This window comes from Prolixibacteraceae bacterium (assembly GCA_019856515.1).
GTDB lineage: Bacteria > Bacteroidota > Bacteroidia > Bacteroidales > Prolixibacteraceae > Halosquirtibacter > Halosquirtibacter xylanolyticus.
On the sequence record CP082230.1, the window covers coordinates 3,890,036 to 3,915,537 of the forward strand.

Consider the following 25,502-nt stretch of genomic DNA (forward strand, 5'->3'; position numbering starts at 1 on the left):
TGAGGGTAAACTTATCCCTCATTTAAAGATGTCAATAGAGGCTACTTGTTGGTACGTCCTGGATAGACTTTTAGTGCTTCTTCGAGGCAGTCTAATGCTTTTTCTAGGTCTTCGGTCTTTAGTACGTAGGCTATACGTACTTGGTCGATGCCTGCCCCTTCAGTCTTATAGAAACCAGTTGCAGGAGCTAGCATGATAGTTTGCTTTCGGTAGGAGAAAGACTCTAGTAGCCATTGACAGAACTTATCGCAATGGTCTATAGGTAGTTTGACTATTGAGTAGAATGCACCTTGTGGCATGGGTGAGTAGACTCCTTCCATTTTATTAAGACGATCGATACAGTAGTCTCGTCTCTTGAGATACTCTTTGTATACTTCCTGTATATATTCAGGGGGCGAATCGAAAGCGGCTTCTGCAACTTCTTGTCCAAGCATGGGTGGACATAGGCGTGCCATGGCAAACTTAAGAATCGTTGATATTACTCTCTTATTGTGTGATACTAAAGATCCAATACGCACTCCGCAAGCACTGAAGTGTTTTGAGACGGAGTCTATCATGATAACATTCTCCTTAATGTCTTTTAATGATAGTACTGAACAGTGTTTGCGACCATCGTATACAAACTCGTTGTACACTTCATCCGATAGCAGGTAGAGGTCATACTCTTTTACGATCTGAGCTAAAGCCTGTAACTCCTCTTTGTTGTAGAGGTAGCCTGTAGGATTACTTGGGTTACAGATGAAAATGCCTTTGGTCTTCTCTGTAATAATCTCTTTAAACTTATCAATAGATGGAAGTTTAAACCCATCTTCAATGGTAGAGGTGATGGTTTTAATCACGATGTCCGACTCTTGGGCAAACGATAAGTAGTTTGCATAGAATGGTTCAGGGATGATGATTTCATCTCCAGGATTAAAGCATGCTTTGAAAGCAAAGCTTATTGCTTCGGAACCTCCTGTGGTGACAAGAATATTATTAGAATCTACGTCTAGATTATGTGATTGGTAGTATTTGGCCAGTTTGGTTCGATAAGAAAGGTTACCGGCGGAGTTGCCGTAGGGAATCAGTTCAAAATCAAAATTTTTGATTCTTTCTATGGCGTGGGCTGGCGTCTTAATATCTGGTTGTCCAATATTAAGATGGAATACATGTACTCCTTTGTCTTTTGCCGCGTCAGCAAAAGGTACCAACTTACGAATGGAAGATTCTGGTAGTTGCTTTCCTCGAATTGATATTTCTGGCATAATGAAAAAATAAATATGAATTTATATCGATTTTGACCGAAGTAAGTCGGGTCAAAAAGTGTTATACGACATCAATAGATAACAAAGGTAAGTTATAATTTTACTTGATCAAATTGAAGTTAGTTTGGGATTCTGATTTATGGCATTGGGAATCAGATTAATTGTAATTTTTTGAGGTTAAAAAGTAATAAAGCATGATTTTAAAGTTTGGGTATCGTAGATATGGGTTTTATCATTTGCTAATAAAAATCATGTTTTGTGAATTGGGTGTAACTTACTTTTGAGTGTCGCTTAAAAATATAACGCTATGATTATAGGAGTTCCAAAGGAGATAAAGAATAACGAAAACAGAGTTTCGTTGACCCCAGCAGGGGCTGCAGAGATGATCAAATATGGTCACACAGTTTATGTACAACATACTGCAGGTATGGGTAGCGGTTTTGAAGATGAGGAGTATGAGAAAGCTGGAGCAACCATTCTTCCTACTATCGAAGAGGTTTATGGCATTGCCGAGATGATTATCAAGGTAAAAGAGCCTATTGAACCAGAGTATGCTTTGATTAAAGAGGGCCAGTTAGTATATACTTATTTCCACTTTGCGTCGTGTGAGCCATTAACACATGCTATGATTCAGCAGAAAGGTGTTTGTTTGGCTTATGAGACTGTAGAGTTAGAGGATCGTTCGTTGCCTTTATTGGTTCCTATGTCGGAAGTAGCAGGAAGAATGTCTATCCAAGAAGGAGCGAAGTATTTAGAGAAGCTTTTTGGTGGACGTGGTGTTTTAATGGGGGGTGTTGCAGGAGTGCCACCTGCAAAGGTCTTAGTTATTGGTGGAGGTATTGTAGGTACGGAAGCTGCTAAGATGGCTGCTGGTTTAGGTGCGGATGTTACGATTATGGATGTCAACTTGAAGCGTTTACGCTATTTGGATGATGTGATGCCAGCTAACGTTAAGACGATGATGTCCAACGAATATAATATTCGTGAGATGGCAAAAACACATGATGTGATAGTGGGTGCTGTTCTTATTCCTGGTGCCGTTGCTCCGAATTTGATCACAAGAGATATGTTACCTACGATGCAGGCTGGTACTGTATTGGTAGATGTAGCGATTGATCAAGGAGGTTGTATTGAAACAACTCGTCCAACAACACATGATAATCCAGTATTTGAGATTGATGGTGTAATTCATTACTCGGTAGCTAATATGCCAGGTGCTGTTCCAAGAACATCGACTTTGGCACTGACAAATGCGACATTACCTTATGCGATTAAGTTAGCAAATAAGGGATGGAAGCAGGCATGTAAGGAGGATAAAGCCTTGAAGCTCGGATTGAATGTTGTGGATGGTAAAGTGGTTTATCAGGGTGTTGCAGATGCCTTCGACTTACCAATGTATGATGTGGAAGAATTTTTGAATGAAGAGATGGTTCTAAATTAGCATATAACCATAGTAGCAAAAAAGCACATCTGTAATGGATGTGCTTTTTTTAATGTCTATTCTACAAGCAGTTGAATTCAATCTTGCTTTGTACAGGATTGGCATACATTTCAAGCCACAACTGTAGTGCTTCATCTTGTTTGAAATCGATGATAGATAAACTCTCCTCGGTTAGTTTATCGAATTTTTCGATATCTTCAGATGTGTATTCATTACTAAAACGATCTGTATTATTAACACGATCGAATGCGATGAAGTTAAATGGCCACAGTTTGTAGTTGGATATAATTGCTTGGTCAAGAATATCGGCAACAACTTTTAGTTGTTTATTCTTATTTTTCACCTCTTCTGTTGCTAGAAGTGTTGGATTGATAGGCTCACTAAATTGAAAGACAACTCTTCCTTTGGGTGCTATGATACCAGTCCCCATACTTTGCAAATCTTCACCAGGCTGTTTTTTGTAGTCTGGTTCATACTTTTTGCGAAGAAGTTCTAGTACTTTAAGGCCTCCACATGGTTCAATCTCATAGGATAGAGACATCGGAACGATATCAAGATCGATAAATCCTTGTCGGGTTGAACTGTGGTTATTGCTTATATTAAGCATTTTAAGTAATGCGACTTGTGTTCTATCGATCCCGTTTTTAGTCCGCCCCTCTTTTTGAGCGATCCAAACAGATTGATCTCTTTCTGTGATATTGGAACGGATGTATCCAGATAAGTTTTCAGAGGCTGCAAGCATCTGTTTTACCGGAATATCTCTTTTTACTACAAAGCTACGATTCATTTTCACGAGATGTGTAATCCAATCGTAAATAAGAAGATTACTTCCTATTGCAATCTCAGTCGCTCTAATGTCTTGTTTAATAGCTCCTACATTAAGGAAGGCAGGGTCAAGTACAATATCACGATGATTCGAAATAAACACATGACATTTTTTGTAGTCAAAGTTCTCTTTTCCTAAAAACTGAACTCCGTCAGTAGACATGTCTGCAACGCGATCAACAAGGGGGCGGATAATTTTATATTGAAAGTCAATTACCGTTTCTATTGAGGCGAAAATGTCTAGGAACATTTCTCGTTCTTGTTTGTTCGGGAATAGTTTTTCGAATACATGATGGAAAGAGTCGTCTTTTAATAGTGTAGCAACAACTTCTTTAATCTCATGGTCTCTATAGGGTCTTATCTCTTCGTATTTTTTATTTAAATCCATAAAATAAATTGATATACAGGGGAAACATCCCGCAAAAATTTTGACAAAAATAGTAATAAATAGGTGTAACCCATAGTGGTTACTCCCTCTATTTACTCTTTATATTGTAATTTTATTGTTAGATAAAATCATTGTATCATATTCACTCTTGTTGATGTGCTTATAGCTTTAGCATAAGCATTAGGCTATAACTATTAATCTTCTCTTTTTCCTCTATGGTTTTATTTTGGTTTAGCTTCTTTGTTTTAGTAAACTCAGTCCACGCAATTTTTGTTGATATTTGACACCAAGGCGTTAATTCGAGTCTCTCAAGAATAAAGAAGTGTTGCCCTTTACCATAATATGATGGGCAGCTAAAGTTGTATCGAAGATCTTGTTCATATGTAAATAATCGTGATTGAAAAGAGTCGGTGTCAAAGAGTGCCGCTTGAATATATGTTGTGCTTTTGGGAAACAGTAGGATCTTTGCATATATCCTGCCTAATAGGCCCTGCTCAGATAGTTCGTCTTTTTGAAGAGTGGTCCATTGGAACTCTGTATTGATTGTACATTTGGAGGATATTTCTTTAGAGCCTTTAATACGGATGTTTTGGTAGGTGTAGCTATAAGGATATGCCCTATGGTTTCTCTTGTATGATCGATGATATGATTTCCATTGATGTTTAAGTTGCAGAGAGGTGGAACTTGACTTTAGATAGTTGATGGTCGTGGTAATCTTCATGGAGTTTTTATTTTCTTGATCTTGAAGGTCTATGGGGCGTATTTCATTAAAGTAGGAGAGGGTGTTTTGGATTTTAAACTTCCGAGACATCTCAAAGTTATTAATGATAAACGGTCCTTTTTCGTTTTTACAACTACTATGAACGGCATAAGCATTTCCATAGGGTGCGTAGAAGGTGATGGGATAAGAGCGATAACCGATGGTTGTGTGTAAGTGTGGGAGGATGGCACCATAGATACCATGTATCTGACCTATTTGTTGGTATGGGTCCCAAGCAACTTCACCAAATAGATGGAACTTCTTTAGATAGATATGGTATGCTGCACCATAGATGTTGAAATTATCAATAGAGGGTAGATATTCTGAAGTGATTGCATTTAATTTTTTTAGAGGGACACTATATGATCCATTATGGTAGTATCCAATGATTTTGACGTTTTTATTGCTATACTCAAGTGCAGCCCCCTTTGCTTTTTCTTCTAATGCATTATGTTTGGCTATTTGGGATTGGGATATATGAATCCCATCACTAGATGTGGATGAGAAGAACGGTTCTGTGTCTTTATCTCTTATATATGCATCTCGCGATTTTTGGGAGTAGTATCCTATCAGTTTAAATGCTCCTACTTTCTGTGTTATGGCGATACCACGAAAGAAGTTGTTCTCTTCAGCAAGTGCATGGCTCTGAATTTTATTCACATTGTTAATAATACCATCGGGGGTGTTACTAGAGAAAAAAGAGGAGGTGGAGAAGGAGACACCCTGTCCATAGTTTGGCTTGAAATCACCAATGATCCATTGTGTTTTCTGTCCCTTATACTGTAATGTTGCACTCAGGTGGTCATGGAATATTTTAGTCTCCCCATAGTCAGACTCTCCTATAGCCTTTAGACTCCATTTTCCTTTTTCAATATATAGCCTCTCTTGTTTCTTGTATTTGTCGAACCCCTCAAAGCTGACTTTATTCGATCTTTTTTTATTTGAGAGAGTAACTGCACTATAACCTTTGAGTTTGCGTGGGCTTTTTTTTGCATTAGGTAAGTGGAAAGAGATAAGAAAAGATAGAAGATCTGATGTAAGGGGGTCAAGGTGTAGAAGAACCTCTAGTTCATTTATTGTGTAGATGTATCCGTGCTTTTGTCGGTAATCTAATAATGTTTGTATGTCCATGGCGTTAAACAGAGGGATCTGTAGTAAAGTCTCTCTATTTGCTTGGTTTATTGATATCGGATTAAAGTACCATTTTTGAAGTGAGGTTAAAGAGAGAGGGTTGGTCTCAGAGTTAAAGGGTTCTTCTAAATGGAATGAAGCATAGAGGTTATACGTATCTTGAAAAGAGGATTCGTTGATAGAGGGTTGTGACGACAGGGTTGCTGTATGTAATAATAGCGTGAATTGTAGAATGTAAAAATAATAAACCTTCATCTGAATTGAACTAACTGTTATATTATAACTGAAAGAACAATTGAAAAAGATGAAGGTTTGATTCGAGGTAGTATAAGTGTGATTAATTTGTCTTATACTTAAAATCTACTGTTTGAAGCTCTTTGTTCGCTTTTACTATTTTGTCTTTTAATTGTTCTTTGTATGCGACCATCTGCTCTCCAACTTTGTCATCTCCTGTTGCAATAATTTGTGCTGCAAGGATCCCTGCATTCATTGCACCATTGATGGCTACTGTGGCAACTGGAATGCCAGGAGGCATCTGGGCAATAGCTAGAAGTGCATCCATACCATCTAAACTAGCTTTTATTGGTACGCCAATAACAGGAAGAGTGGTCATTGCAGCAATAACACCAGGAAGGTGTGCCGCCATACCTGCTGCAGCAATAATAACTTCAATACCTCTACTTTTTGCTTCGGTCGCAAATTTCTCAACTTGTTCTGGGGTGCGATGTGCTGAAAGGGCATGGATTTCAAAAGGAATCTGAAAATCGTCTAATAATTGTGCTGCTTTCTCCATCACTGGCAGGTCAGATGTGCTGCCCATTATAATACTTACTCTAGGTTTCATACTTTTGATTAGTAACTAAGTGAATGTTTTGGGTTTACAAAAAGAAAAGATACAAATGTTGGATCGGAAAAAAAATGATTTATTGACAAAAAAATATGCCATCTTTTTTTTTTGAACCGGATATGTTTCGTTAATTTGCGCCCTTTCTCCTACAAATCTATTTAGATTATTAAAATGTGGCTATTAGATAGAGAAGATTCGGGGAGTAAATGATGAAAATTTAAAGTACATCTATCAAACGTTAGTCGATAAACAATTTCAGAGATGAAAAGAGTTAAGCTTTGGGACAAAGAATTCGAAGTTTCTTATCCAAATGAGCAGATTGTAGCTGCTGTGAAAGAGATGGCAGTCAAGATGAGAGAAGATCTTGAAGGGAAAGAAGCAATATTTTTGTGTGTCCTGAATGGTTGTTTCATGTTCGCAGCCGATTTGTTAAAAGAGGTTGAGTTAACAGACGCAGAGGTTTCTTTTGTGAAGTTGGCTTCATATGAGGGAACACAAACGACAGAGAATATTAAGCAGTTGATCGGTTTGAAGGAAGATTTGAAAGATCGTACTGTAGTTATCGTAGAAGATATCGTTGATTCAGGATTTACTATTGCAAATCTTATCGACCAAGTAACAGAAAGAGGAGCTGCAGATATTAGAGTAGCTACTTTACTTTTCAAGCCGAAAGCATTGAAAAAGGATGTTACTGTTGATTACGTAGGTTTGGAAATTCCAAACGATTTCATCGTAGGTTATGGATTAGACTATGATGGAAGAGGACGTAACTTGAAGGATATTTATACACTTGTACCTTAATAAAATAAGAATATATAATGTTGAATCTAGTATTGTTTGGGCCTCCAGGAGCCGGAAAAGGAACACAAGCAGAATTCCTTATTAAGGATTTTGATTTGAATCATATCTCTACAGGAGATCTTCTTCGTAGCGAAATCGCAGCAGAAACTGAGCTTGGATTGAAAGCGAAAGCTTTTATGGATAATGGAGACTTAGTACCTGATGAGGTTGTTATTGGTATGATTGGTTCTAAGCTGGAATCGAATGAAGCATCAAAAGGATTTATCTTCGATGGTTTCCCTCGTACGGTGGCACAAGCTGAAGCACTTGATCAACTTCTTACAGAACACGGAACTGCAGTTTCAGCCATGTTGTCGTTGGAAGTAGAGAAGGAAGAGTTGATGAAGCGTCTTCTTAATAGAGGATTAACTTCAGGGCGTTCAGATGACCAAGATAGTTCTATCATTGAGAATAGAATTAATAACTATAATGAGAAAACAGCTCCTTTAAAGGACTTTTATGGTGCTCAATCTAAATTGAGCCCTATTGAAGGACAAGGATCGATAGAGGAGATTGCAAGTCGTTTGACTGCTGCAATTAAGAGCTTGTAAAAAAAATATAAGCGGAAATAAAATGACAGATGGGGTGTACCGTCTGTCATTTTTTTTAACTTTGTGGGGGCAAAAGTCTCATTGATTGGGTGTTGAATAAGATGACAGGAATTCCTGTTTGATTAAACCATATTTTTTAATGTCAGGTTCGAATTTCGTAGATTACGTAAAGATATATTGCCGCTCAGGTAAGGGTGGTCCAGGTTCACGCCATATGCGCCGTGAGAAGTATATTCCTAAAGGAGGTCCAGATGGTGGAGATGGTGGACGAGGAGGACATGTGATTATTCGTGGTAATAGTCAGATGTGGACTCTATTGCACTTGAAGTTCCGTAAGCATATTTTTGCTGGACATGGAGCATCAGGTTCAGGCCAAGGTTCTACCGGTAAGGATGGTGAGGATGTATACATTGATGTGCCATTAGGAACCATCGCGAGAGATTCAGAAACTGGAGAGGTGATGTTTGAGATTACTGAGGATGGTCAAGAGGAGCATATTGCTCAAGGAGGCCGAGGAGGTCTGGGTAATACACACTTTAAATCGTCAACAAATCAAACACCTCAATATGCACAGCCAGGAGAGGATGGAGAAGAAGCATGGAAGATTCTCGAACTAAAAGTTCTTGCTGATGTTGGTTTAGTCGGTTTTCCAAGTGCAGGAAAGTCAACACTTCTATCGGTAGTTTCTGCTGCAAGACCAAAGATTGCAGAGTATCACTTTACAACTTTGGTACCTAACTTAGGTATTGTTGGTTATCGTGATGATCGTTCGTTTGTAATGGCAGATATTCCAGGAATTATTGAAGGAGCTCATGAAGGAAAAGGTCTAGGACATCGTTTCTTGAGACATATCGAGCGTAATTCAATGTTGCTATTCATGATCCCTGCAGATAGTGATGATTATCTGAAAGAGTATGATGTGTTGATAAACGAGTTAGAGATGTATAATCCAGAGTTACTTGATAAAGAACGATTCTTGGTTATTACGAAGTCTGATATGTTAGACGAAGATCTCATGTCAGAAATTGATGAAGAGTTAAAAGATATACCTCATCTATTTATCTCTTCGGTGACAGGGTTCAATATCGCTCCACTGAAAGATGAGATTTGGAAGCGATTAAATAAATAAAACACTTAATAAGAAGCACAATCATTCATTTGTTTGTGCTTTTTATTTCTCTATTCATAATATTTAAAAGGGTTTGACTATGTGGCTAATAGAAGCATTGAAGGAGCTTGATTCTCAGTTGTTATTATATTTCAACGGAAATCATTCGACGTTGTGGGATTATGTGATGTTTACCTATACTTATAAAATAACGTGGGTGTTGTTTTATGGTATTTTGGCCTACCATCTATATAAGCATTTTGGAAAACAGATGTGGATTATTATTCCTATGATTGCATTAACTATTTTAGTGACAGATCAAACATGTAATTTGTTTAAGTATGGTTTTGCTCGACCAAGACCAGGTCATGATCCTGTTATTGGGTCATTGGTTAATATCTTTTATAAGAAGGGTGGGCGATTTGGTTTTGTGAGTGCACACGCTGCCAACTCATTTGCCTTGTCTATCCTGATATATAAATATGTAAAGAATAAAACTTTCTTATACTATATGCTTATATGGTCTGCGATTGTTAGTTTTTCCCGAGTATATTTAGGCGTCCACTATCCTGGTGATGTTATTTGTGGAGGTCTTCTAGGGGTCTTCTATGGTTGGTTGATTTATAGAGTAACGTTGGTTATAGAGAAGTATGTTCCATTTATGAATGGACGTAGTTTTAGTCGCTCGTCGATGAGTAATCAAGAGTTGAAACCTGTGTTTTCAGCACTTCGTTGGATGTTAGGACTCCCTATATTTATTGTTTTGTGCTATGTAATCAATGATTTGTTGTAGCTTTATGAGGTTTCCTCATAAATCATTATACAAATTATTTAACTTTTTTGTAAGTTAGGAGTTTACAAAAAAGTTGTATTTAGTAATAACCAATTGTCCAACCTTGTATTGCCATGTCACAAGTTTATTCTGAAGATTCAATTAGAACCTTAGATTGGAAAGAACATATTCGTAAGCGCCCTGGAATGTATATCGGAAAGTTGGGAGATGGAACATCTCCTGATGATGGTATCTATGTCCTCTTAAAAGAGGTGGTAGATAACTCTATCGATGAATTCATGATGGGTTATGGGAATAAAATAGAGATTAACGTTAGTGATGAGCTAGTATCTGTTCGTGATTTTGGACGAGGTATACCTCTTGGAAAAGTGAAGGATGTAGTATCGAGGATGAATACTGGAGCAAAGTATGATTCGAAGGTATTTAAAAAGTCTGTTGGATTGAATGGTGTAGGGGTGAAGGCTGTTAATGCTTTGTCCTCTTCTTTTACGGTTCAAGCGTTTCGTGAGGGAGAAAAAAAAGAGGTTAGTTTCTCTGAGGGAAATATTGTTTCCGATTCAGTAATAGAACCTACGGAGGAGCCTAATGGTTCTTGGGTTAGTTTTAAACCCGATGAAGCGATATTTAGTAATTACCACTATATAAGTGAGTTTGTTGAGAATTTAATTAAGAATTACTGCTATCTTAATTCAGGACTGATTATCTACTATAATGGGGAGAAGTTTCAGTCGAAGAATGGTCTGTTAGATCTTTTGAATGATAGTTTAGATACGCCGTGTCTATATCCTCCTGTTCATATTAAAGGGCAGGATATTGAAGTGGCGTTGACGCATACGAATCAATATGGTGAAGATTATTTCTCTTTTGTGAATGGTCAGCATACAACGCATGGAGGAACACATTTAGCTGCATATAAAGAGTCGATTGTAAAAACATTAAGAGACTTCTATAAGAAGGATTTTGATGCATCGGATATACGTGCAAGTATTGTGGCTGCCATATCTATTAAGGTGGAAGAGCCTATCTTCGAGTCGCAGACAAAGACAAAATTAGGATCGAAAGATATAGGCCCTAAAGGTCCTTCTGTTCGTAACTTTGTTGTTAACTTTGTAAACAAAGAGTTGGATAATTACCTCTACAAGAATGCGGATGTGGCAGAGGTGATGTTGAGACGTATTCAGGAGTCTGAACGCGAGCGTAAAGCGATATCAGGAATAAAGAAGTTAGCAAAACAGCGAGCTAAGAAGGTCAGTCTACACAATAAAAAGCTTAGAGATTGTAGAGCACATTATAATACTAATAAAAAAGAGGCAGAACAATCGTCAATATTTATCACAGAGGGGGACTCGGCAAGTGGTTCTATCACCAAGTCGAGAGATGTAAATACACAAGCCGTATTTAGTTTAAGGGGTAAACCATTAAACTCTTTTGGATTGACAAAGAAGGTGGTGTATGAGAACGAAGAGTTCAATCTTCTACAAGCCGCACTAAATATTGAGAATGGTATTGAAGAGTTGAGGTATAATAAGGTGATTATTGCAACCGATGCAGATGTGGATGGAATGCATATTCGACTTTTATTAATTACCTTCTTTCTCCAGTTCTTTCCAGAATTAATAAAGCAAGGGCATTTATATATTCTTCAGACACCACTGTTCAGAGTGAGAAATAAGAAGAAGACCTATTATTGTTATAATGAAGAGGAGCGTGTTACTGCCATTAAGAAGATTGGCAAAGGAGCAGAGATTACTCGTTTTAAGGGGTTAGGAGAGATCTCTCCTGATGAGTTTAAGAATTTTATTGGCGATCAGATTCGTTTAGATCCTGTTATCCTGAAGAAAGCAGAATCTATTCGCGAGTTGTTGAGCTTTTATATGGGGAAAAATACTCCCGATCGTCAACAGTTCATTATAGAAAATCTGCATGTAGAGAAAGACGAGATTGAGTAATTTGCTTTAAAACCTTAATGATGGATCCAAAAGAGTTTGACACACCACAAGACGAGAATAGAGATAATGAGAATATTGATGGAGTAAATGATAAGCTCTATCATGCAAAATATATTTCAGGAATGTATAAGGATTGGTTCTTAGATTACGCTTCGTACGTAATCTTAGAACGAGCTGTTCCTTATGTCAATGATGGACTGAAACCGGTACAACGTCGTATCCTGCATGCCATGAAGGGTATGGATGATGGTCGTTATAATAAAGTGGCCAATGTTATTGGTCAGACGATGATGTATCACCCACATGGGGATGCGTCTATAGGCGATGCTTTGGTGCAACTAGGACAGAAGAACCTTTTGGTGGATACCCAAGGAAACTGGGGTAATATCTTAACTGGAGACTCTGCTGCTGCACCACGTTATATTGAGGCCAGACTCTCTAAGTTTGCCCTAGAGGTCGTGTTTAATCCAAAAACTACGGATTGGCAACTCTCTTATGATGGAAGAAACAAGGAGCCTCTGACACTTCCTGTTAAGTATCCTCTATTGTTAGCACAAGGGGTAGAGGGTATTGCGGTAGGTTTAGCATCTAAGATACTACCACACAACTTTATTGAGCTTATTGACGCATCTATTCTCTATCTTCAAAAGAGAGATTTTGACTTATATCCTGATTTCCCGACGGGTGGATATATTGATGTATCTAAATATAATAATGGTCTTCGAGGTGGTGCCGTACGTGTTCGTGCTAATATAGAGAAGAGAGATTCAAAGACTTTGGTTGTTAATCAAATTCCCTATGGTAGAACGACATCTTCAGTGATCGATTCTATTATTAAGGCGAATGATAAAGGAAAGATCAAAGTAAAGAAGATTGATGATAATACTGCTGCAAATGTAGAGATCTTAGTTCACCTTGGACCTGGTGTAAGTTCTGATCAAATGATTGATGCGCTATATGCATTCACTGATTGTGAGATCTCAATCTCACCAAACTCTTGTATCATTGATCAAGATAAGCCTGTTTTTCTTGATGTCAAGACTATCTTGCGACGTTCTACAGAAAATACCTTAGCACTTTTACAGAAAGAGTTAGAGATTCGAAAGTCTGAACTAGAGTCACAATGGCACTATAGCTCTTTGGAGCGTCTTTTCATTGAAGAGCGCATGTATAAAGATAAAGAGTTTGAAGAGGCTAAGAGTGTGGACGAAGTGGTGGCACATATCGATCAGCGTTTTGATCCATGGAAGGAGAGTCTCAAGAAAGAAATTTTGCGAGAGGATATTATTAAACTTCTAGAGATTAAGATGGCTAGAATTTTGAAGTTTAATATTCAAAAGGCGACTGATTTTATTCTTTCAATTGAAGAAGAGATTGCTAAAATTGACAAACAACTTGGTCAGATGGTTAAGTATACTATCGACTATTTCCGTAAGATCAAGAAGAAATATGGTAAGGATAAAGAGCGTAAAACGGAGATTAGAAGTTTCGAGAATATTGAAGCAACCAAAGTTGTTGTAGCAAATGAGAAACTTTATGTCGATAGAAAAGAGGGATTTATTGGAACCTCTCTAAAGAAGGAAGAGTATCTGTTTGAATGCTCTGATATCGATGATGTGATTATTTTCCGTAAAGATGGAAGTTACTTTGTAACAAAAGTGAGTGAGAAAGCGTTTATTGGTAAAAATGTAATCCATATTGCGGTCTTTAAAAAGAATGACAAGCGAACGATATATAATACCGTTTACCGTGAGGGGAAGCAAGGAACGACCTATATGAAACGTTTCTTTGTGACAGGTGTCACAAGAGATCGTGAATATAATCTAATGGGAGATAAAGCCGGTTCTAGACTTTATTGGTTTAGTGCTAATCCAAATGGTGAAGCGGAGAAGCTAAAGGTTACTTTGAAGCCTAAGTTAAGATTGAAAAGATTGATATTTGAGGTTGACCTGGGTGTGCTTGCAATTAAAGGAAGAACATCAAAAGGAAATACGGTCACCAAAAATGAAGTGTTGAAGATCACTTTAAAAGAGAAAGGTGCTTCCACACTAGGAGGACGTCGTATATTTTTTGATAAGGATATTTTTAGACTTAACACAGAAGAACGAGGTGCCTTTTTAGGTGAGTTTAGTGGTAATGACAAAATCGTATCCATAAGTGGTATGGGTGATTGTACGGTTCATTCATATGATCTAAGTAATCATTTTTCTTCTGATATCAAGAGAATTCAAAAGCTAGACTCTGATCGTGTCTTTGTTGTAGTGTATTGGGATGCAGATCAGAAGTTCTATTATATAAAGCGGTTCCAGATTGACCCAACCCAGAAGGATACCATATCATTCATTGGAGATAATCCTAAGAATAAGATGATGTTGGTTAGTGATAATGGTGAGGCGATAGTGAAAATTCATTTTGGTGCAAGAAACGAAAATCGATTGGCTGAAGAGGTAATTACCTCTGATTTCATTGGTGTAAAATCAATAAAGGCGAAAGGGAAGAGGTTAACAACATTTGATGTTGCACATTTAGAACTCGTAGAACCTGAAGTTATAGAAGAAGTTGAGGATATAGAGGACGAGACAACCTCGGATGATGATGATAATCAAATGACACTTTTTTAATATAAAAGGAGATGGACATGGAGAAAAGTAGAGTATATTTAAATGGATATATGGCGGCTGGTAAATCGACTATAGGTGTGCAATTGGCCTCTGCTCTGGGTTTTTCTTTTATAGATCTAGATAAGTTTATCGAAGAGAAATATTTCATGTCTATTGCCTCCATTTTTGAAAAAGAGGGAGAAAGTGGGTTTCGTGAAAAAGAGCGAGATGCATTACAAGAGTTGTCTGTATTTGAAAATGTCGTTATTGCTACAGGTGGTGGTACACCATGTTTCTATAATAATATGGACGTGATACGTCATACAGGTATCTCTATATATCTAAAAACACCAATGGATCTTTTAGTGAGGAGGTTGACACAAAATAATAGCCAGCGTCCAATAGTAAGGGGAAAGTCGGAAGTTGAGCTTCGTAGTTTTATTGTTCAAGCACTTGAATATAGAGAGCCTTTCTACTTACAGTCAGATATCGTTTGTATATCTGAAGATACACTGACTACTAAAAACTTAATTGATCATATTGATTCTTTTCTAAAAGAATAACTGCGAAACTATTGCTTGTAGTCAATAAATTGAATAATAATGGTAAAATTTGATTGTTTTTTGTTGTAAAATAACAATATTTACAGGCAAATATATTCTATACACATTTCATGAGGGTACTGATTATTGAGGATGAAGAGTTATTGTGTGAAGAACTAGAAAGTAATTTATTAGATATTGCACCAGATAATATCGAAATATGTGGTAAGATAGATACTGTCAAAGACAGTATTGCATGGTTTAAATCAAATACGTGTGATTTGGTTTTTATGGATGTCCACTTAAGTGATGGTGACTGTTTTGATATTTTTAAAGAAGTAAAAGTCTCGACTCCGATTATTTTCTTGACAGCGTATGATCAATATGTTCAAACATCTTTTGATTTAAATAGCATTGCTTATATTCTAAAGCCTTATGATCGAATGTGTATTGTTAAGGCACTTGAGAAGTATGAGAATTTAACTTCTTATTATGTGGAGAGAACCAAAGAGAATAAGGTTGAAGGAGAATATGTTCAAGAAGAGTATATTCAGAGAATGATGCTTCGTCTTGGACGTGTTTATAAGCCTATAAGTGTTCATGAGATATGCTACTTTATTGCGGAGGATAAATATCTATATGCTATTACTGAAGATGGTCGTAAATTCTATTATGATGCGACACTCAAAGAGTTGGAAGAGCAATTGGATCCAACTCTATTCTTCCGTGTAAATAGGTCATATATGGTGAATAAGCAAAGTGTGAATGAGTTGGTTCTATACTCTAATAATAGATACAAACTGAATCTATCTCCTGAGACAGATGAGTTAGTTCTTTTAAGTGCAACAAAAGTTTTAAGCTTTAAAAACTGGCTATTGTCATGAGAATACCAACGAAAGTACGAGTCTATTTAGGGGTTGCACTTACAATTGTGGTTGTAAGTGTATATTATCTTTCTTCTTTGCGTGATTCTATATATGAGAAAGCACAAGAAACAGGAATGCGTTTCAATATGATTGCTGCCTCGGAGAATCTCGAACTAATAAAGAGCTATTTTTCTGATTATGAGAAGAAAATAGGATATTTTGTTGAATATCCTCATCGACAGAGAGAGTTCCCTGATATGTTAGAGACCTATGTTAAGTCTGACTCGACAGTGGTTGATGGATGGTATAACTCATTGTCAGATCATTCGAGTCTATGGGTTAAGTCAAGGAAAAACTCTATTGGTAATACAGGAAATTATACTATTGGTCCCTATCGTAAGGGGGATACTTTTTTAATGGATATAGGATATCTATCGTTTGATAAATCGGATCCATTTATACTCGGAATCACTGTTGACCTTAAACGTTTTCATCAGAAAGTTGCAAAGATGGATATCCGTTCGAGTAATTATTTAGAGATTCTCGATGAAAATGGAAGGTATATTTATCATCCAGAAGAGCAGTTGATAGGACAGTTGTCCCCAAGTCAAATTGATAGGGCCATTGTGAAGAATTGTGACCCTGAGATGTTTAGTACATACCGATCCGTATTCTCTGGTTTTTTACAGTCGGAAGTAATACGTTCTTATCGCGTTATGCATGTAGGTGGACAGCAATGGTTGCTCATCGGAAATACTCCTAAGTTCAACTATACTGAATTCTTAAGTGCAATAGAGCGTAACTTGGCATTGATATTGATACTTTTTCTCATTTGTGTTTTATCCATTGTGATGGTGTCATGGTTCTTTTCTGATCGAGAACATAAGTTGAGATTACGAGCGGAAGAGTCTCTTTTTCTAACAAAAATTAGTGAAGAGCGAAAGAGTAAAGAGCTTGCAATGACTGAGCTTCAATTGTTGAAAACGGGTCTTGATCCTCATTTCGTATTTAATTCATTAAGTTCTCTTATAGTACTTATCCCACGAAATCCAGTAGATGCTTGTACGTTTGCGAAAAGATTATCTAACTTGTTACGTTATCAGCTATCTACGCAGATGAAAGATTTAGTTACATTGAAGTCCGAGCTTAAATTTGCAAATGATTACTTTGCAATACAAAAGTTGCGTTTTGGTGAACGTGTATCTTTCGATGTAGATGTCTTATTGGATGAACAGGTTCAACCTATTCAGTTGCCTCCAGCATCTTTACAATTATTGGTGGAGAATGCTTTAAAGCATAACATAGCGACCAAAGAAGAGCCTCTTAAGATTGAAATATTTAAGGATGGCGATTTTATTGTTGTCCGTAACAATTTAAACAGGAGAGACCAAAGTGGATTCTCTATGAATTTAGGTCATCGATTAATGAGATTGAGGTATAAAACATTTACACTTAAATCTTGTAACTTTTATCATGATGAGAATTATTATATTTCAGAATTACCTATCATAAGAGAAAAATAGGGGTAATCATTCACTCCTGTTTTTTGTCTATTGACTCCTAAATACTGTCATTTCATTCATTATCCCTTCAAAATAATAGTAATCTTCCTTTTTTTTATGTGTTCTTGAAAGAGATTGCATCTTATTGTGACAGTTTGTTATTTAAGTGCGGTTGTTAATAACAACTTGTATTAATGACTTCATAGAGTGTTTGGAACTGTAAACGAATAATAGATCATCTCTTATTATTTAAAATTAAGGAAAAAGCGATAATATGTTTAGAGTAGTTGCTGCATTAATTCTTCTTGCCGCGATGGTGAATCCAATGGAGTCATCGGCACAGTTTAAGTGGTTAAAGAGAAAAAACAAGGATAAGGATGCCAAAGAAGAGGTAGTCAAGACGCCGTATGACAAGGAATTTTTGAAAGCAGAATGTGACTCTGGTTTCATTAATGTACTTTGTAAGGATACAAATAACTACTATTTTGAGATTCCTCTTAAAATGATGGATCGTGATATGCTTGTGGTTAATAAGCTATCTAAAGTTCCTGCAAAGTTAAATGATGCAGGTCTAAATCAAGGAATCAAATTTGAAAGTTTGGTAGTACAATTTCATCTTAATAGATTAGAGAAAAAGGTCTTCGTCATGAACTATAAGCCCTTTGTTGACTCTCCTAAAGATGATAATATAACAAAGAGTGTAGATCGAAATTTTACGAAGTCAATCTTAGAAAATTTCAAAGTAGAAGCTTATAATAATGACTCTACAGCAGTTGTTATTAAAGTGAATAAGATATATGATGGTAGTGAGAAGAGTATTGTAAATGTGTTTGGTTCGGTAGGAATGGGAACTAGCCCATCAAAGAACTTTGGATATATTGGTAAAGTTAAATCTTTTCCAGAGAATGTACTTGTTAAGACAGTTCAGACAACTAAGATTCCAGGAATGGAATCGGAGGCTCGTATGACTGTTGAAGTTACATCTAATCTTGTTCTTCTTCCTGAAGAGCCAATGACACCACGTTTCTCTGATGAAAGAGTGGGGTATTTTACTGAAGATCGTTGGTACTTTAATGATGCACAGCAAGAGGTTGAAAAAAGAGAACTGATTACACGTTGGAAATTAGAGCCTAAAGATCCTGAGGCATATGCTAGAGGTGAGTTGGTAGAGCCTAAAAAACAGATCGTATATTATGTCGATCCTGCAACTCCTAATCAGTGGCAACAGCCGATTATTGATGGTGTGAATGATTGGAATGTTGCATTCGAGAAAGCTGGATTCAAAAATGCTATCACTTGTAAGTTGGTAACTGAGGAGGATAAAGATTTTGATATTGATGATGTTCGCTATTCAGTAATTACATATGCAGCATCTGACCAATCGAATGCTATGGGTCCTAGTGTTGTTGATCCTCGTTCAGGAGAAATTATTGAAGCGGATGTAATATGGTGGCATAATGTATTGGTGGCAGTGCAAGATTGGATGCGTGTTCAAACGGGTATTATAGATCCTAAATCAAGAGACAATGTGTTCTCTGATAAACATATGGGAGAAGCTGTACGCTTTGTCTCTTCTCATGAGATCGGACACACTTTAGGGTTAGCTCATAATATGGGGTCTTCTTATACATATCCAATTGATTCGTTGAGAAGTAAGACTTTTACGAAGAGTGCAGCAACAGCCCCTTCTATTATGGATTACGCTCGATTTAATTATGTCGCACAAGAGGCAGACCACTTGAAGCATATCACTCCAAAAATTGGAGAGTATGATGTGTTTGCTATAGAGTGGGGATATCACTTCACTGGTGTAAAAGATGTTCATAATGAAAAATCATGGTCTCGTAAAACCATCGAGGAGGCATATCAGAATCCTCATTGCCATTTCTTAGCACAACAAGGAATGCGTGATGCTGTTGATCCACGAGCTCAAATTGAGGATCTTGGAGACAACGCAATGAAGGCTAGTGAATTTGGATTGATCAATTTGAAGAAGACTATTCCTCATGTTGAAGAGTGGACAACTAAATCTGGTGATAACTACGTTACTGCCGGTAAACTGATGAATGGTATTATTGGTCAATGGCATCGTTACTCTTACCATGTATTGGCAAATATTGGAGGGGTTTACCAAAACAATATTGTTAAAGGAGACCATGAGCATGCATATGATTATGTTCCAGGTAAAGTGCAAAAAGAGGCCGTAGATTATTTAGAGAAGAATGTGTTTACTTTTCCTAAGTGGTTATTTGCTGCGCCTATATATAGCAAGGTGTATCCAATTAAAACATCACCGATTGGATATAATGAATATGAGCCTACAGCCTCTTATTATGGTGCTATTTCATATGTAATGTGGGATCTGTTAAATGATACTCGTATGCACCGTATGACTCTAGCTAAGGATGCTGAAGGGACGAAAGGATATGGTCCTGATCAGATGTTGGAGGATCTATATAAATATATTTTCCGTCAAACCATCAAAGGTAGAAGTCTATCATTCAACGATAGAATGATAGAGAAAACATTCGTTGATGCATTAATTATTGCTTCAGATAGAAATGCTTCGAAAGAGAAGAAGAAGAAGCTACATAGTGATGTCGTTGAATCTTGGTTACATGTTGGAATGCCATGTTTTCACGAGGGTTGTCATATCGATTCAAAGAGGCGTTTCAAAACAGGGCTTCGTTCAGATGATATTGTAAGCTGTAAAAGAGGAACACTTCTTCGCATTGAGAAGTTACTGAAAACAAAAAGATATACCGGAGATGTTGCAACAAGAAATCACTATGAAGATCTATTGTTGAGAATTGAGCAATCTCTAAGAAAATAAAATAATACCAAAGTCTTGTCTTCTCTTCTAGTGAGAGAAGACAAGCAATCAACTATTCAAATTAATCAATCTTTGTAAATCAACTATTTAAAATGAAGAAACAATATTCTTTATTCTTACTTCTACTCCTGTTCTGTTGTTCTTGGAGCGTTAGCGCACAAGAGACAAGAACAATTCATGGGGTAGTGTTCGATGCTGCTTCTGGAGAAACGCTTCCTGGAGCATCTGTATTTCTAGACAACACCGTTGTAGGTGTATTAAATGAAGTACAGAGTAATACTGTAGTCAACTATAGTCAAGGAACAATTTCAAATATCAATGGTGTATTTTCATTGAAGGTTCCAAAAAGTGCTGAATTCGTATCTTGTAGCTTTGTAGGCTATGAAACGAAAAAAATAGCTATTCCTTCTTCTGGTAAGTTGGTCATTCAACTTAAGTCTGATGTATCAAACATAGAAGAGATTGTTGTGACTGGTTACCAAAATATCAAAGAGCGTAAACTAACCGCATCTGTAGTGAAGCTTAAAACAGATGATATTATCCAAGCAAACGTTTCGAGTATCGATCAAATGCTTGCAGGACAGTTAGCTGGTGTGCAAACTACTGTTACATCAGGTGCTCCAGGTGCTCCAGCAAAGATACGTATTCGTGGTAATGCATCACTGAATGGATCCCAAGATCCTCTTTGGGTAGTGGATGGTGTTCCTTTGACTAATACGGATGTACCTAGCCTTGATGGTAAAGATATTAGTGACCTTACGAATAGTAGTATTGCTGGTCTGAACCCGAACGACATTGAAAGTATCACAGTTCTTAAAGATGCTGCAGCGACTGCTATCTATGGTGCTCGTGCATCAAATGGTGTAATTGTTGTTACCACCAAAAAAGGTAAAAAGGGTAAGGTTAATGTGAACATTAACTCTAATATCTCTTTTGTACAGCGTCCAAAAATGAATGACTTAAACTTACTGAATGCGAGTGAGAAAGTTGATCTAGAACTTCAGATGGCTGGCAGAACTGATTTCTCACCTTGGGGATCTTATAATTATCATGGTGGTGAGGTGATGAGAATCTTAGAGAATGATAAGAATGGCCAAAGTAATGAGCTTTCAATTTATCAAGATAAAGGCTTCGATCATCTAAGTAAAGTAAAGCAAGATCAAATCAGTGCATTGAGATCAAGTGGGTCTGATTGGGGAAAAGAAATTTATCGTTCTGCTGTGAATCAAAATCATAACCTTAGTGTATCAGGAGGTAGTGATTTTGCAACCTACTATGTGTCTATGGGATACTATGATGAAAAAGGTACGACTGTAGGGACTGGAATGAATAGAAGTAGTATAACGATGCGTACGGACTTTAATGTAACTAACAATTTAAATGTTGGCCTTAAAGTATTCGCAAATAGACGTAAAAACTCATCTTTCCTACAAGGAACTGAAAATTATACCAACCCAAATAGATACTCGAGAAATGTGAACCCATACTTGAATATTTACAATAAAGATGGTAGCTATAAGTATGATCGAGATACGCAGACAAATGGTAATGAATATTTGCCATTTAACTTTGTAGAGGAACGAGAAGGTACAATGTATAACCTTACATCAATGAGTTATTTAGCTCAGTTTGATTTAGAATGGAGGATATTGAAAGACTTAACATTCCGTTCTACTTTAGGTTATCAGTATGATCAATCGTTAGCTGAAAAACGTGCAGATTGGGAAACATTCTATTCGAGACATCGTAATTATAAATCAGAGTATACGGATAGTGATGGCAATAAACAACATTTTCTTCCAGAAGGACAAATTAGAAATAATTTGGATCGCCGTATCAATCAATGGAATGTTAAGAATATTTTAGAATACAATAAAACTTTCGGAAGTAAACATGAACTTGATTTGATGATAGGTGATGAAATCAGACATGATGATCTTGCACAGCGTGAGTCATGGGTGTATGGTTTTAATCCAGTTACATTAACATCGAAACCTTTAGTCTATCACAGAGAAAGTGATGCAAATGGATTTCCAACTTATGGAGAAGCTGCTGCAGAGAATGCATATGTTTCTTACTTTGGTACATTTAGTTATAGCTTTGATCGCCGTTATTCATTATTTGGTAGTATTAGAACTGATGCATCAAATATTTTTGGAAAGAATACGAATGATCTGTTCGTTCCTTTATGGGCAATGGGTGCAGCTTGGAATATTGATAAAGAAGCATTTTATAATCTTGATTTTATGAATAAGGCCAAATTACGTCTTTCATATGGTCTTCAGGGGAATATTGATAAGTCAACAGCCCCTACTCTTGTAGGAGAATGGAATCAGCACAATATTCTTGGTGGGTTAAACGAAAATGCGATTGTAGTAACAGGAGCACCCAACCCAGATTTGATGTGGGAAAAAACTACAAACTACGATCTAGGAATTGAGTTGGGATTCTTTAAAAATCGTTTACAGTTTACTGCAGATATTTATTCTCGTAATTCTTATGACTTAATTGGAACAAAAGAATTAGCACATGAGACTGGTTTTTATACATCTCCAGTGAACTGGGCTGAGGTTAGTAATAAAGGTTATGAATTAAGTTTGACTGCTCAGCCTATTAGATCAAAACGATTTAGTTGGGATGTTACATTTAACTGGTCACATAATAAAGATCAGGTGGAAAAAATACATGTTGGAGATCAGCAGGTAGTACCATCTCGTGAAGGATTACCAGTAAATGCGATGTTTGGTTTTAAAACCAGAGGTTTGAGTGAAACTGGAATGCCAATATATGATGATAATGGAAAGGGAGTATCTGCAACAGAGTTTTTTAAACTAGAAGCATTATGGGATTATGCTCCATTGACAGCTTCTACATTAAGCTCTGATGAAATTAGAGATAGATATACTTATATGGGTACGACAGATCCAAAGTTCACCGGAGGTATTGTAAATAGTTTTCGTTATAAAGGATTTACACTTTATGTTGCTGCAAACTTCTTCTTAAAAGGAATGAAACGTGAAACACCATTCTATAGTGCAGGTTCTTTTGATCGATCAAGAAACTATTCTAGTAAGGTTAATCAAATTTGGTCTCCTGAGAATAAAGATGGAGTTTATCCTGCAATTATGTCTTCCACTAGTGATCCTGAAAACCCATATGAATACTATGCATATAACTCAGGTGGTTTAGGTTCCTTTGAGCCTTTTAAAGATCTAGATATTTGGTTTAAGGAAGTAAACTATATTCGTATTTCAAATATTCGATTGAGTTACAATCTTCCAAAGAGTTTTACAGACAAACTTGGAGTTGGTACTACTTCTGTGAAAGTTGAAGCATTAAATCCGTTTGTGTTTGGAACGGACTATAGTGGCTATTTTGATCCTGAGACATATGGTAGTGTATATTCTCAACCAATTGCGAAGTCATTCTCCGTTGGTCTAAACCTAAGTTTCTAATTCACCAATTTATTGAAGACAATGAAAAAGATACATATTTTAGTGGGATTAATTATTGCCACTTTTTTATCTAGTTGTAGTGATTTCCTAGATATTACTCCGGTAGGTAAGGTACTTCCTACCACAGTTGAAGACTATCGTGCATTATTGACCGATAGTTACAATCAAAATAATAACAATCTAGGATTGATAGATTATCGTTCAGATGATTATACCTTTAAGGGAGGAGACGATAACGCAATGTATATAGAGCATTATTTTTGGAATGAGAATAATGGTGATATAAATACAATCATATATACATATAAAACTCAATATGAGATTATTTTTGGGTGTAATCAGGTAATTGCTGCTCAAGGAAAAATGACCCAAGGGACAGAAGTTGATGAAAATCAGTTGGTTGCTGAGGCATACGCATTGAGAGCAATGGTATATTTGGATTTAGTAAATGTTTTTGCTGATACCTACATGGCATCAACAGCATCTACAACTAAATCAGTTCCTCTTGTTTTAAAACCAGAAGTTGATCTTAATGGTCAATTTAATCGAGAAAACTTATCTGTGATTTATAGCCAAATCAATAATGATTTAATAGAGGCAGGTAAGCTTATGGTTGTTGAACAACAAAAAGACAAAGCACTTTCGTATAGGTTTAGCAAAGTAGCATTACATGCCTTGAAAGCTAAAGTCGGGTTATTACAAGGTTCATGGTCTAATGTAATTTCAGATGCTAATGAAGCATTAGTGTTACAGTCTTCTTTGCAAAATGTGAATACTGAAAAAGATGATTTTCTTACATATAAGTCAGTTGAAAACATCTTGTCGATTCATAAAATATATAGTTTTCCATCACAAAGAAACTTGATAATTGCTTCAACTCCATTAAATGAAGGAATGTCTGAGGACGGTTCTATGAGAAAAGAAGCTATGCTTTTTGATGATGGAAAAACAAAAGTAATGAGTAGTAATGAATTTAAAACAACTTTCCGTGTTCCTGAAGTGATGCTTATGCTTGCTGAGGCCTCTTTACGTCTTGATGCTCCTGATGCGTCAACAGCAAAGACACAACTGAAGAAGCTTATTGAAGCACGATATACTCCAGCTGGGGCAGCTACGCTTAATGCAAAGATTGATGCTATGGATAATGCAGCTTTGCTTAAAGAAGTCCTACGTCAACGTCGTATGGAGTTGGCATTCCAAGGAAAGCGATGGGTTGATCTGAAGCGTCTTGGAAAACCTTCGATTACTCATGAGTTTAAAGATGATGCTGGTGAAACTAGAACAGAGACATTACTAGAGAATGATCCTCGTTATGTAGTTAAATTTCCATTGGAAGCAATTCGTTTGAATCCAAATCTTGCACAATAAATAGAGATATATTATTATATCATTTTATTGAAAGAGGGTGCCTATATATTTGGGCATCCTCTTTTTGTCTGTTATATCTATGACTTTAGATGTGTATTGAATTGAAGTACCCCTTGTTTATATCCTCTTAGAACATGAATTCATTCTATTTAAATTTATGTCGAAATAATTACTTAAAATACAAATGTTAAGGGAGCTTTTTGATATCCCATTATATTAGTATACTCTTAAGTTATTTGTATACCCTCTTCTGTAAATAAATGTAGTTTTTATGATATGACCCTATTGTAAATTGATGCTTTATCACTTTATCAGATCTTTAAACACGTCATAAGTGTTAAAATAACAGGGGTTGATTGTTTAAAAAATATTAATTTGAAATTATTAACAGTATCAATAATTTAGTTAATAAACAGTTGTTGGTTAACATTGCCTTAACTTATATTCTTTAGTCTTATG

General features: G+C 36.5%; 17 protein-coding genes. 13 read left to right on the forward strand and 4 right to left on the reverse strand.

Annotated elements, in window-relative coordinates; genetic code table 11:
• Positions 1–41: 41 nt before the first annotated feature.
• A complete protein-coding gene (locus K5X82_14335) occupies positions 42–1,244 on the reverse strand; it encodes a pyridoxal phosphate-dependent aminotransferase (protein ID QZT36425.1) in 1,203 nt (400 codons plus the stop codon).
• Between the two features lie 307 nt (positions 1,245–1,551).
• Here K5X82_14335 and ald point away from each other — a divergent pair, with 307 nt between their 5' ends.
• Entirely contained in the window at positions 1,552–2,685 is a 1,134-nt protein-coding gene (gene ald / locus K5X82_14340) for an alanine dehydrogenase (GenBank protein QZT36426.1), read from the forward strand.
• Between the two features lie 61 nt (positions 2,686–2,746).
• Here the strand turns inward: ald and K5X82_14345 are convergent, their stop codons facing one another.
• The 3 genes from K5X82_14345 to purE form a co-directional block, all read right to left on the reverse strand.
• Positions 2,747–3,898, reverse strand: coding sequence for a 1-acyl-sn-glycerol-3-phosphate acyltransferase (locus K5X82_14345; protein QZT36427.1), 1,152 nt, complete (start codon positions 3,896–3,898; stop codon positions 2,747–2,749).
• 160 nt (positions 3,899–4,058) lie between these two features.
• Positions 4,059–6,044, reverse strand: a complete 1,986-nt coding sequence (locus tag K5X82_14350) for a helix-hairpin-helix domain-containing protein (GenBank protein QZT36428.1) — start codon at positions 6,042–6,044, stop codon at positions 4,059–4,061.
• Positions 6,045–6,126: 82 nt separating this feature from the next.
• Positions 6,127–6,633 carry a 5-(carboxyamino)imidazole ribonucleotide mutase gene (gene purE / locus K5X82_14355; protein ID QZT36429.1) on the reverse strand — a complete coding sequence of 169 codons (507 nt, stop codon included), beginning with the start codon at positions 6,631–6,633 and terminating at the stop codon, positions 6,127–6,129.
• 264 nt (positions 6,634–6,897) lie between these two features.
• On the opposite strand from purE, the gene hpt reads away from it, so the two are divergent.
• From hpt to K5X82_14415, 12 genes are all read left to right on the forward strand, one after another.
• Positions 6,898–7,437 (forward strand): hypoxanthine phosphoribosyltransferase, encoded by a 540-nt coding sequence (hpt, locus tag K5X82_14360; GenBank protein ID QZT36430.1) that lies wholly within the window; start codon positions 6,898–6,900, stop codon positions 7,435–7,437.
• Between the two features lie 17 nt (positions 7,438–7,454).
• Complete coding sequence (locus tag K5X82_14365; protein QZT36431.1) at positions 7,455–8,027, forward strand: adenylate kinase; 573 nt, start codon at positions 7,455–7,457, stop codon at positions 8,025–8,027.
• A 139-nt stretch (positions 8,028–8,166) separates the two neighbouring features.
• Positions 8,167–9,156: a GTPase ObgE gene (gene obgE, locus K5X82_14370; GenBank protein ID QZT36432.1), complete on the forward strand. Its 990-nt coding sequence runs from the start codon at positions 8,167–8,169 to the stop codon at positions 9,154–9,156.
• Between the two features lie 79 nt (positions 9,157–9,235).
• Positions 9,236–9,928, forward strand: coding sequence for a phosphatase PAP2 family protein (locus K5X82_14375; protein QZT36433.1), 693 nt, complete (start codon positions 9,236–9,238; stop codon positions 9,926–9,928).
• Positions 9,929–10,041: 113 nt separating this feature from the next.
• Positions 10,042–11,877 (forward strand): type IIA DNA topoisomerase subunit B, encoded by a 1,836-nt coding sequence (locus K5X82_14380; GenBank protein QZT36434.1) that lies wholly within the window; start codon positions 10,042–10,044, stop codon positions 11,875–11,877.
• Positions 11,878–11,894: 17 nt separating this feature from the next.
• On the forward strand, positions 11,895–14,498 hold the full coding sequence (locus K5X82_14385) for a DNA gyrase/topoisomerase IV subunit A (protein QZT36435.1): 2,604 nt from the start codon (positions 11,895–11,897) through the stop codon (positions 14,496–14,498).
• 17 nt (positions 14,499–14,515) lie between these two features.
• Positions 14,516–15,040, forward strand: a complete 525-nt coding sequence (locus tag K5X82_14390) for a shikimate kinase (GenBank protein QZT36436.1) — start codon at positions 14,516–14,518, stop codon at positions 15,038–15,040.
• Positions 15,041–15,150: 110 nt separating this feature from the next.
• The gene (locus K5X82_14395) at positions 15,151–15,903 is read left to right on the forward strand and encodes a LytTR family DNA-binding domain-containing protein (protein QZT36437.1); all 753 of its coding nucleotides are present in this window, start codon (positions 15,151–15,153) and stop codon (positions 15,901–15,903) included.
• The gene (locus K5X82_14400) at positions 15,900–17,408 is read left to right on the forward strand and encodes a histidine kinase (protein QZT36438.1); all 1,509 of its coding nucleotides are present in this window, start codon (positions 15,900–15,902) and stop codon (positions 17,406–17,408) included. The genes K5X82_14395 and K5X82_14400 overlap by 4 nt, the downstream gene beginning before the upstream one ends.
• A 253-nt stretch (positions 17,409–17,661) precedes the next feature.
• On the forward strand, positions 17,662–20,220 hold the full coding sequence (locus K5X82_14405; GenBank protein QZT36439.1) for a zinc-dependent metalloprotease: 2,559 nt from the start codon (positions 17,662–17,664) through the stop codon (positions 20,218–20,220).
• Positions 20,221–20,312: 92 nt separating this feature from the next.
• On the forward strand, positions 20,313–23,675 hold the full coding sequence (locus tag K5X82_14410; GenBank protein QZT36440.1) for a SusC/RagA family TonB-linked outer membrane protein: 3,363 nt from the start codon (positions 20,313–20,315) through the stop codon (positions 23,673–23,675).
• Positions 23,676–23,696: 21 nt separating this feature from the next.
• On the forward strand, positions 23,697–25,043 hold the full coding sequence (locus K5X82_14415; protein ID QZT36441.1) for a RagB/SusD family nutrient uptake outer membrane protein: 1,347 nt from the start codon (positions 23,697–23,699) through the stop codon (positions 25,041–25,043).
• The last annotated feature ends 459 nt before the right edge of the window (positions 25,044–25,502 follow it).